Below are 8,699 nucleotides of genomic sequence, written 5' to 3'. Positions count from 1 at the left end.
TTCATTTTCATCACCCAAATTGCAAGGTTTTGGAAGGGGAGGCTTAAAAAGCTTGCAATATGAGGGTAGGAAGATCGATGAGATCATCAAATAGATCAGTGTCTTATTTGTAATTCAGGGCCGACTACATAGACAGAGGCAAAGTAATCAAGTCCGATAGGGCTGAGTTTTATAGTACTGCCAATTTCCTAGACTTTGTAAGTGAATACGGCAATAAAACCCCTTTTCGCTGGCAGTTTACTCCCTCCCGGCAGCACGGCATTACTGTAGAATCCGGCAAGGACTTTTTCTTTGAAAACTTGGCCTCCAGCCTAAAAGACAGTCCCGTTTCTTGGGACATGAAAGCCATTATTGCCAACAGTGAGGATGATATTAATAACGCTGCAATACAGTGGGCAGGAGAACACCAAACCATCACGGCGGCAAAACTGGTTTTCGATATGATTAGCTCAGAAGCCGATGGTCAATGCGATAAAATGGTCTTTGACCCACTGATTTTAGCCGAAGGTATTTCTCCTTCAGAAGATCCTATTCTAGAAGCAAGAAGCCCTGTGTATGCCGTAGGGTTAGGAAGAAAGCTCAGCGAAAAAGCCAAAATGTAGAGTAGATAAAGCGGTGCTTCTGCACCGCTTTATCTAGGGCCTGTTGACCTTTGGTAACACCATAACAAGCTAAGGTTCAACCTGCCCTCTTATCTCGCCACTTCCAACCGCAGGTGTATGCACATTCACATAATGCCCGCCCGACTGAAACGCCAATTTTTGTTCGTCAGTTAAAGCGGTTCCTTCTGGCGTTTGCCATACGTTAACGTCATCCACGCTTTGCTCCAAACCAACCACGACGCCACCATTGGTGCCTTCTATTCCTTGGTGGATATGTGCCGCTACTGCATCTTCAACACCCTGGGTAACCACTCTTAGATCCACGTAGCCGTTTACATCATTCAGCAAGGCATAACCATCACCACTCGCCTCAGTGGTGACAGGCGGGACTTCCTGATCACCGGACAGCGGGAAGGTGTAGAGAGAATAGTCAGGCGAAAAAATCTGCCCACGGATTTCTCCAGACGGGTTCTTCGGTGTGTGGAAGTTGGTATAAAAGGCGCCTGAAAGCATATCTTCAAACGTTTCTAAGCCTAATGACGTGTCCTCAGGCGCTGTCCACACATTGGGATCCTATGCGTTTTGATTCATAACCACCAGCACGCCGCCATTACTGCCAACTCGGCCAGTATGTATATGGGCTGCGACTGCATCTTTAATACCCTGCGAATTCACCCTCAGATTTAGCGTTTCTTCGGCGCTGTTATAAGCAAGATACCCTTGTCCACTGGCACCTGTCGTGACCGACGGCACCTGTTGGCTGCCATCCGCTTTAAAGGATATAATCATGGTAGTCTTTGGTACGATTTGCGCGCGAACTTCGCCGGAAGGCACCGCTTCGGTGTGAAGATTGATGTACCAATCGCCGTTCTTCAGCGCTTCCATTTCTGCATGACTTAAGCCGTTCTCACGAACCACTAAATAGCGCTTTTCACCGTGTTTCCATTTGTGCTTTTTCGGCGCTTCAAAGGTGTATTCCACACCGCCAGTTTCCCCTATTCCACCGCTATGAATATGGGCAAACTTAAAGCCTTCAGTACCATCGATATACAGCCTTGCCCGAAGTTTTCTACGCTTCTCATCAAGCCTGACAATTGCTTTTGTTGATAGCTCCGAATCATTGATAGGTACTGCCTGACTGCCACTCAAGGTTAAACGATAAGTTTGAGTAGCCTCGAATCCACACGCTGACAACAGAAACACCGTTATCAACACCACTAGCTTTTTCATCCTAAAGTCCTCTTTCATCCCAAGTATTCAGGCTTGTCTCTATGCCTGTTCTCTAAAGACGAAAATAGAATTTGGTCAGATGCAGTGCTTTGAACAATTATCTATAAGCGTGAGTGAATATTCAGGAGTGAAATGCTAAGTGCGGTATCGAGACAGAAAGCTGTAAAGCGAGGAATGCGTAGCCCAAAGATCAATCCCCGCCACCACCACAGCCACCACCATCTCCACCACCGTCACTAATGCCATCAGCAGTAGATCCTGCACAGCCTGAAGAGCAGCCAATATGGCTGGCGCAGTATTCGTTTGCATGACTCTTTTGACAGTCGAGCGTGTACTTGAAGCCGTCTTCAATGTTCAACTTTGAATCAATTTCAAACAGCAAAGGAAGCCTTGTCGGATTGACGGGGTCGATGTTGTGGTGAACACAGGATAAGCGCCATGCCCGTTTGATACCTTCCAACGCTCGCGTAGGCGTAACCATGGCTTCCGTCGGCGTATGGTGCAAAAAGCGATTAAACGCTTTATCGCAAAACGATTGGTATTCACGCGTGAATAAAATGAACTCGTGCCAAGCCACATCAACAACCTGTGAAGGCATCGCGACAATGCGTTTGTTAGCGACATGACAAAGTAAGAAATATTCTTTCAAACCATCCAGCACCAATGAAAGGTTTTCATCGGTCAGGTGGGGATAACGCTGGGCCACTTTTGTTTTGATGATTTTGTTAAATCGATAAGTGCCGATAAATGCGCGTTGATCTTTTCGTTTTTGGTTCCGCGAAACAATGAACACTGCAACAACCAAAACCACTATCCCTATAAGCCAGATTTGCATATCACGCCCTACCCACTTTTTTACTACGCTAACTGAATCTGAAGGGAGATAAAACGGATGAATTCTCAAAACTAAGTGAAAATCAAAATCATCACCGGGAATAATGAACGAGATAACGGAGAGGCTTACGCAAAAGTAAAAACCGCTGCTTAGCGCGCCCAACCCACTCAATATGAACCAATACTCACAATCAATTACCCAAATTTGTACACAAGTAAAGCATCAACGGCACTGCCTATTAAAAAGATAGGAAGAAACAATCATATTTTGGGGAAAATGCTGGTATTTTATTGGCCTCACGACCTTGGGCACGTTTCTCCATTCGAGACTGATTAATCGCCCATCGCAGGGAAATCCAAATGGCGAAAGAAAACAACAATATTGTGATTTTTGGTGCTTCCGGTGATCTTGCTAAGCGCAAGCTGATCCCAGCCCTCTATCACCTTTATGCAAATGGCATGATGCCAGAGAACTTTACGATTCTTGGCGTTAGCCGCACCGACTACTCCGACGACGCTTTCCGCGACAAACTCGCCGCGTTTTTAAGAGAAAATGAGAAGGTGGATGAAGCCGTTCTCGCGCGTTTTAGCCAACACCTATACTACCTTCCTATCAATCCTGCTGAATCCAGCGAATACAGCAAACTGGTTACCCGCCTGGACGAACTGAGCGATAAGCACCACACCGGCAACAACAATCTCTACTATCTGGCGACGCCGCCAAGCCTTTATGGCGTCATTCCAGAGTGTCTGGCAGACCACAATTTGCACGACCAATCCAACGGCTGGAAACGCCTGATTGTTGAAAAGCCTTTTGGCTATGACACTGCATCTGCAGAAGAGCTGGACAAGAAACTCCACCGTAATTTCAACGAAAAGCAGCTGTACCACATCGACCACTATTTGGGTAAAGAGACGGTTCAGAATCTACTGGTATTCCGCTTCTCAAACGGCATGTTTGAGCCGCTGTGGAACCGTAATTTCATTGATTACGTGGAAATCACGGGCGCTGAGTTCTTAGGTGTAGAAGGTCGTGGCGGTTACTACGATGGCTCAGGCGCAGTACGCGACATGCTTCAGAACCACCTGCTCCAGGTACTGGGCATGGTTGCGATGGAGCCACCCGCGGCTATCCGCTCTGACTCCATTCGTGATGAAGTCACCAAGGTTATGCAGAGCTTCCGTCCACTGAGTGACGACGATCTGAAGAACAATCTGGTACTGGGTCAGTACACGGGCTCCAACGTTCGCGGCGAAAAGCTGTTAGGCTACCGCGAAGAGCCGGGCGTGGCGGAAGACTCACGTACCGAGACTTACATCGGCTTGAAGATGTTTGTCGACACCTGGCGCTGGAACGGCGTGCCTTTCTATGTACGTACAGGAAAGCGCTTGCCGACACGTGTGACCGAAGTGGTTATTCACTTCAAGAAAACCCCGCACCCAGTGTTCGGAGCCAATGCTCCTGAAAACAAACTCATCATCCGTATTCAGCCGGATGAAGGCATTCTGATGAGCTTTGGCCTGAAAAAGCCAGGCGCAGGCTTTGAAGCCAAAGAAGTTTCAATGGAATTCCACTACCAGAACCTGCAAGAAGCACAGCTTCTGACCGCCTACGAGCGCTTACTGTTGGATGCCGTAAAAGGCGACTCGACGTTGTTTGCGCGCTCTGACGCAGTGAAAGCATGTTGGGAGTTTGTTGAACCCATTCTGCGCTACAAGGAAGATCCAGATGTGCTGTTCGGTTATGCCGCAGGCACCTGGGGCCCAGAAAAAGCGGATGCGCTGCTAAAACGCGATGGACGCGAGTGGCGCTATCCATGTAAAAACCTAACCAATACAGAATATTGCGAGCTGTGAAATGAAGGAATTCCGCATTTTAGTTAATGCAGACGCCGTGGTGTTAGAACTTGCGTCGTCGATGAAAAGCCTGAGTGAACAAGGACGTCCCGTTCATATCTCACTCTCTGGTGGCAGCACACCGAAGCTACTGTTCAAACTGCTGGCACAGCCAGAATGGGCGAACAGCATTCAATGGCAATACCTCCACTTCTGGTGGGGTGATGAGCGCTGCGTGGCACCGGATGATGCTGAAAGCAACTACGGCGAAGCTAATACCCTGCTGTTCAGCCACATAGAGATCCCTGTTGAGAACATTCATCGCATTCGTGGTGAAGACGATGCAGAGCAGGAAGCCAAGCGACTGGCTGACGAAATCAAAGCAGAAGTGCCAGAGAAAAACGGCTTGCCTGCGTTTGACTGGATCTTGCTTGGTATGGGCGACGACGGCCACACTGCGTCCCTCTTCCCAGGTCAAACTGACTACGATGAACCTGCACTGACTGTGGTTGCGGCGCACCCGCAATCAGGACAGCTGCGTGTTTCGAAAAGTGCATGTTTGCTGAATAATGCTGACCGCATCAGCTACCTGGTACTGGGCGCAGGCAAAGCAGAAATGATTGAAGCAATTCACGGTGAAAACGCCGATGCAAACCTGCCTTATCCGGCAGCGCATATTCAATCAACACATGGCACAACAGAATGGTATTTAGATGCTGCTGCCGCGAAGGCATTGGCGTAAGGAGTTTATAAAAATGAAAGGCGATATCGGCGTAATTGGTCTGGCGGTAATGGGCCAGAACCTTATCCTGAACATGAACGACAACGGCTTCAAAGTGGTTGCTTACAACCGCACGACGTCAAAAGTTGACGAGTTCCTTGAAGGCGCAGCAAAAGGTACCAACATCATTGGCGCATACTCACTGGAAGATCTGGTTGAGAAGCTGGAAAAACCACGCAAAGTGATGCTGATGGTACGTGCGGGCGACGTTGTTGATCAGTTCATCGACGCCCTGACTCCTCTGCTGGATGAAGGCGACATCATCATCGATGGCGGTAACTCTAACTACCCAGACAGCACACGCCGCATGAAAGACCTGGAAGAAAAAGGTCTGGTATTCATCGGCGCTGGCGTTTCAGGCGGCGAAGAAGGTGCGCGTTTCGGACCTTCAATCATGCCAGGTGGTAACCCAGCGGGTTGGCCAGCAGTAAAACCTATCTTCCAAGCGATTTCAGCGAAGACCGACAGCGGCGAAGCTTGCTGTGACTGGGTTGGCCGTGAAGGTGCAGGCCACTTCGTGAAAATGGTTCACAACGGTATCGAATACGGCGACATGCAGCTGATCAGTGAAGCTTACCACTTCATGAAAGAAGGTCTGGGCATGAACCACGATGAAATGCAGGCGACCATGACTGCATGGAACAAGACCGAGCTGGACAGCTACCTGATGGAAATCAGCTCTGAAATCGTGGGCTACCGCGACGAAGACGGTGACATCGTACTGGAGAAAATCCTTGATACCGCAGGCCAGAAAGGCACCGGCAAATGGACAGGCATTAACGCGCTGGACTTCGGTATTCCACTGACGCTGATCACTGAATCTGTATTTGCGCGCGCACTGTCTGCACGTAAAGAAGAGCGTGAAGAAGCGGCTGCTCTGTTCCAACACAAGATTGGTCCTGTAGAAGGCGACCGCGAAGTTTGGCTGGAAGCACTGCGTAAAGCACTGCTGGCAGCGAAAATTATCTCTTACGCGCAAGGCTTTATGCTGATCCGCGAAGCGTCTGAGCAATACAACTGGGATCTGAACTACGGTAACGTTGCCCTGCTGTGGCGTGGTGGCTGTATCATCCGCAGTGCGTTCCTGGGTAACATCCGCGACGCATACGAAGCGAACCCAGACCTGAAATTCCTGGGCTCTGATGAATACTTCAAGAACATCCTGGAAGATTGCATGGGCTCATGGCGTAAAGTCGTGGCGAAGACCTTCGAAATCGGTCTGCCATCACCAGGTCTGTCTTCAGCACTGACCTTCCTTGATGGTTACACAACTGCACGCCTGCCAGCGAACATGCTGCAAGCACAGCGCGACTACTTCGGTGCGCACACTTATGAGCGTACTGACCGTCCACGTGGTGAATTCTTCCACACCAACTGGACAGGTAAAGGCGGCGACACCGTATCGACCACCTACAACAGCTAATCACTATTGCCAAAAACAGCGATAAAAAAGGAGCCGAAAGGCTCCTTTGTTTTATTTAGTCTGCATTTAGACAATTTCCACTCCACCAGTGAAACATATTAAATGGATAGCGTTTAGAAAGACTGCTTGGTAATAATGGATGTTACCTTTTCGACTCTTTGTGAAATTGAGCCTGATAATCGAATAAAATCCATGTTTTTATTTGCCAATTCTCGCAAATACCAATTGTGCTGAAGTAACCTGAAATCATCGTCTCTTCTCGTACCATCTTGCATAAATGGGAAGTCAGGTTCGCACAAAAATATATGGTGGTATGGGCGTTCTGCATAAGCGTTAATGACGTTACAACGTTGATGAAATAGTGCTTCGGAATAGCACAGTGTCGTAAGCGGCGACGTATCGCAGAAAATAAAATTTTTTGCTTTTTGTTGAGCAATATCTTCTCTACTGGTTTGAACTGTGCATATATCTATGAGATCACCTGGCGTAAGGTCACCATTTTTTTCTTCCCATAATTCTCTGCCATATTCTGCGACTAAGGGCTCTTTAAATTTTTCTGAAAGCACTTGAGATAACGTAGATTTACCCGTCGACTCACCACCCAGAAAACAGATTTTTTGAATGGAAAAGTCGATTAGGATCTCATCGTCAATTAGGTCCGTGTTTGGTGCAGGAGAGGAGCGCATTAGCGATCCGCTAACCGGCACCTTTTCCCTGTTTAGGTCGACACAAATATGCCCAATGTGATAGCCAAAGCCTAACGTCCGGTCACTTAAAAATTTTGCGAATCCATCGCCATACCCTTCGCTGGTGAAAATGGCATCGATTTTCAACCCAAGCTTCTTTGCAATGAGAGAATAAGTGAATTGCCGATGTACTTGATCGCCTTCAGTATTTCTTGGCATTTCTAGCGTCCAAGCGCTATCTGCGCGCCAAGATTCTACTGTCGCCGCATCGATACTTAGCACGATCGCTGATGGGAAGCGTGCCTTTATCCAGCGCTCCCTAACGTTAGATGAACAGGAAGCGAACTCAGGCCTCGAATAGCTTATGATGACAACATCGTCACACTGATCGAATGCATGCTGTATAAGATATTCGTGTCCTTTATGCAGTGGGGAGAATTTACCGACCACGAGCCCGCATTTAAACGCCTTTGGTGTCATGCTGGCACTCCAGCATTCTCAGCGCGATGTATTTTTATCCATGAGTACAGACCGTACCAAGCGTTACACCAGAACAAACCATAGACAAAAGCGGTAAGATAAAGCTCTCTCGACGCGTAGAGTGGCACTGCGACTGTATCTACAATTAACCAGCATATCCATGTTTCAATCCGTCGCCTCATCAGCAGAAATTGAGCCAGAACACTAAACATGAGGATAATTGAGTCAATAAGAAGTGGACCCCATTGGTTGGACACACAAGCTAATTTTTTAAGTGTTTGATCCCGCTCATGCTGCGTATCTTTGCCTGCCGAAGTAGGCTTCATCAGGAGTAAGGTCATTGAGTCCCTGATGGTTACGCTCTTCGTTATAGAACACCATGTAGTGGCCGATTTCAAGTTCAGCTTCTCGGGGGGTGGTATAGGCTTTTAAGTAAACCTCCTCATATTTCAAGCTACGCCATAATCGCTCGATGAACACGTTGTCGACCCAGCGTCCTTTCCCATCCATGCTTATCCGTACATCATGGTCGATTAATCTCTGAGTAAACTCAGCGCTAGTAAACTGGCTGCCTTGATCTGAATTGAAGATATCGGGCGGCCCGTAGTGTTGCAGTGCGTCTTCGAGAGCCTCAATGCAAAAGCTTGTATCCATCGTATTCGACAAGCGCCAAGCCAGTACTTTGCGGCTATACCAGTCGATAATGGCCACCAGATACAGGAACCCCTTCGCCATGGGGATGTACGTGATGTCAATCGCCCAAGCTTGGTTTGGATAAGTGACATCGATATCACGCAGCAGGTAGGGATAAACCTTGTGTGCTTTGT

Annotated in this window: 9 protein-coding genes and 1 pseudogene; 4 read left to right on the top strand and 6 right to left on the bottom strand. The window is 48.1% G+C overall.

Features of this window, described 5'->3' with window-relative positions; translation table 11 throughout:
- Nucleotides 1-338 precede the first annotated feature (338 nt).
- Nucleotides 339-602, top strand: a complete 264-nt coding sequence (locus tag GMA8713_RS24645) for a catalase family protein (protein ID WP_062715196.1) — start codon at nt 339-341, stop codon at nt 600-602.
- A 69-nt stretch (nt 603-671) separates the two neighbouring features.
- On the opposite strand, the gene GMA8713_RS27540 is transcribed toward GMA8713_RS24645, so the two are convergent.
- The 3 genes and pseudogenes from GMA8713_RS27540 to GMA8713_RS24630 all read right to left on the bottom strand — a co-directional run bounded on the left by GMA8713_RS27540 (nt 672) and on the right by GMA8713_RS24630 (nt 2,667).
- On the bottom strand, nt 672-1,010 hold the full coding sequence (locus GMA8713_RS27540; RefSeq protein WP_269747467.1) for a CHRD domain-containing protein: 339 nt from the start codon (nt 1,008-1,010) through the stop codon (nt 672-674).
- A 45-nt stretch (nt 1,011-1,055) separates the two neighbouring features.
- Nucleotides 1,056-1,832 (bottom strand): annotated as a pseudogene (locus GMA8713_RS27535) (CHRD domain-containing protein); the annotation flags it as partial.
- A 190-nt stretch (nt 1,833-2,022) separates the two neighbouring features.
- Nucleotides 2,023-2,667: a glycine-rich domain-containing protein gene (locus tag GMA8713_RS24630; protein ID WP_062715190.1), complete on the bottom strand. Its 645-nt coding sequence runs from the start codon at nt 2,665-2,667 to the stop codon at nt 2,023-2,025.
- A 359-nt stretch (nt 2,668-3,026) separates the two neighbouring features.
- On the opposite strand from GMA8713_RS24630, the gene zwf reads away from it, so the two are divergent.
- Genes zwf through gnd form a run of 3 tightly spaced genes read left to right on the top strand, consistent with a single transcriptional unit; the run spans nt 3,027 to nt 6,706 of the window.
- Entirely contained in the window at nt 3,027-4,523 is a 1,497-nt protein-coding gene (gene zwf / locus GMA8713_RS24625) for a glucose-6-phosphate dehydrogenase (protein WP_002541639.1), read from the top strand.
- 1 nt (nt 4,524) lies between these two features.
- The gene (gene pgl / locus GMA8713_RS24620; RefSeq protein WP_062715188.1) at nt 4,525-5,244 is read left to right on the top strand and encodes a 6-phosphogluconolactonase; all 720 of its coding nucleotides are present in this window, start codon (nt 4,525-4,527) and stop codon (nt 5,242-5,244) included.
- 13 nt (nt 5,245-5,257) lie between these two features.
- The gene (gene gnd, locus GMA8713_RS24615) at nt 5,258-6,706 is read left to right on the top strand and encodes a decarboxylating NADP(+)-dependent phosphogluconate dehydrogenase (protein ID WP_062715186.1); all 1,449 of its coding nucleotides are present in this window, start codon (nt 5,258-5,260) and stop codon (nt 6,704-6,706) included.
- Nucleotides 6,707-6,819: 113 nt separating this feature from the next.
- Here gnd and GMA8713_RS24610 read toward each other — a convergent pair whose 3' ends face one another.
- The 3 genes from GMA8713_RS24610 to GMA8713_RS24600 form a co-directional block, all read right to left on the bottom strand.
- Nucleotides 6,820-7,872 carry an AAA family ATPase gene (locus tag GMA8713_RS24610; RefSeq protein WP_062715184.1) on the bottom strand — a complete coding sequence of 351 codons (1,053 nt, stop codon included), beginning with the start codon at nt 7,870-7,872 and terminating at the stop codon, nt 6,820-6,822.
- On the bottom strand, nt 7,869-8,198 hold the full coding sequence (locus GMA8713_RS28635; protein WP_198159581.1) for a nicotinamide mononucleotide transporter family protein: 330 nt from the start codon (nt 8,196-8,198) through the stop codon (nt 7,869-7,871). The genes GMA8713_RS24610 and GMA8713_RS28635 overlap by 4 nt, the downstream gene beginning before the upstream one ends.
- Nucleotides 8,161-8,699, bottom strand: a 539-nt coding sequence (locus GMA8713_RS24600; protein ID WP_062705098.1) for an IS3 family transposase, incomplete at its 5' end; no start/stop codon positions are given. The genes GMA8713_RS28635 and GMA8713_RS24600, both read right to left, overlap by 38 nt.

The organism is Grimontia marina (assembly GCF_900060185.1).
Lineage (GTDB): Bacteria > Pseudomonadota > Gammaproteobacteria > Enterobacterales > Vibrionaceae > Enterovibrio > Enterovibrio marinus.
This window is presented reverse-complemented; position numbering and strand designations above follow the sequence as displayed.

Excerpts from the sequence above, each read along its gene's own strand:
- GMA8713_RS24645 (WP_062715196.1), top strand. The coding sequence starts at position 339 with ATGAAAGCCATTATTGCCAACAGTGAGGATGATATTAATAACGCTGCA.
- GMA8713_RS24630 (WP_062715190.1), bottom strand. The coding sequence starts at position 2,667 with ATGCAAATCTGGCTTATAGGGATAGTGGTTTTGGTTGTTGCAGTGTTC.
- zwf (WP_002541639.1), top strand. The coding sequence starts at position 3,027 with ATGGCGAAAGAAAACAACAATATTGTGATTTTTGGTGCTTCCGGTGAT.
- pgl (WP_062715188.1), top strand. The coding sequence starts at position 4,525 with ATGAAGGAATTCCGCATTTTAGTTAATGCAGACGCCGTGGTGTTAGAA.
- gnd (WP_062715186.1), top strand. The coding sequence starts at position 5,258 with ATGAAAGGCGATATCGGCGTAATTGGTCTGGCGGTAATGGGCCAGAAC.
- GMA8713_RS24610 (WP_062715184.1), bottom strand. The coding sequence starts at position 7,872 with ATGACACCAAAGGCGTTTAAATGCGGGCTCGTGGTCGGTAAATTCTCC.
- GMA8713_RS28635 (WP_198159581.1), bottom strand. The coding sequence starts at position 8,198 with ATGAAGCCTACTTCGGCAGGCAAAGATACGCAGCATGAGCGGGATCAA.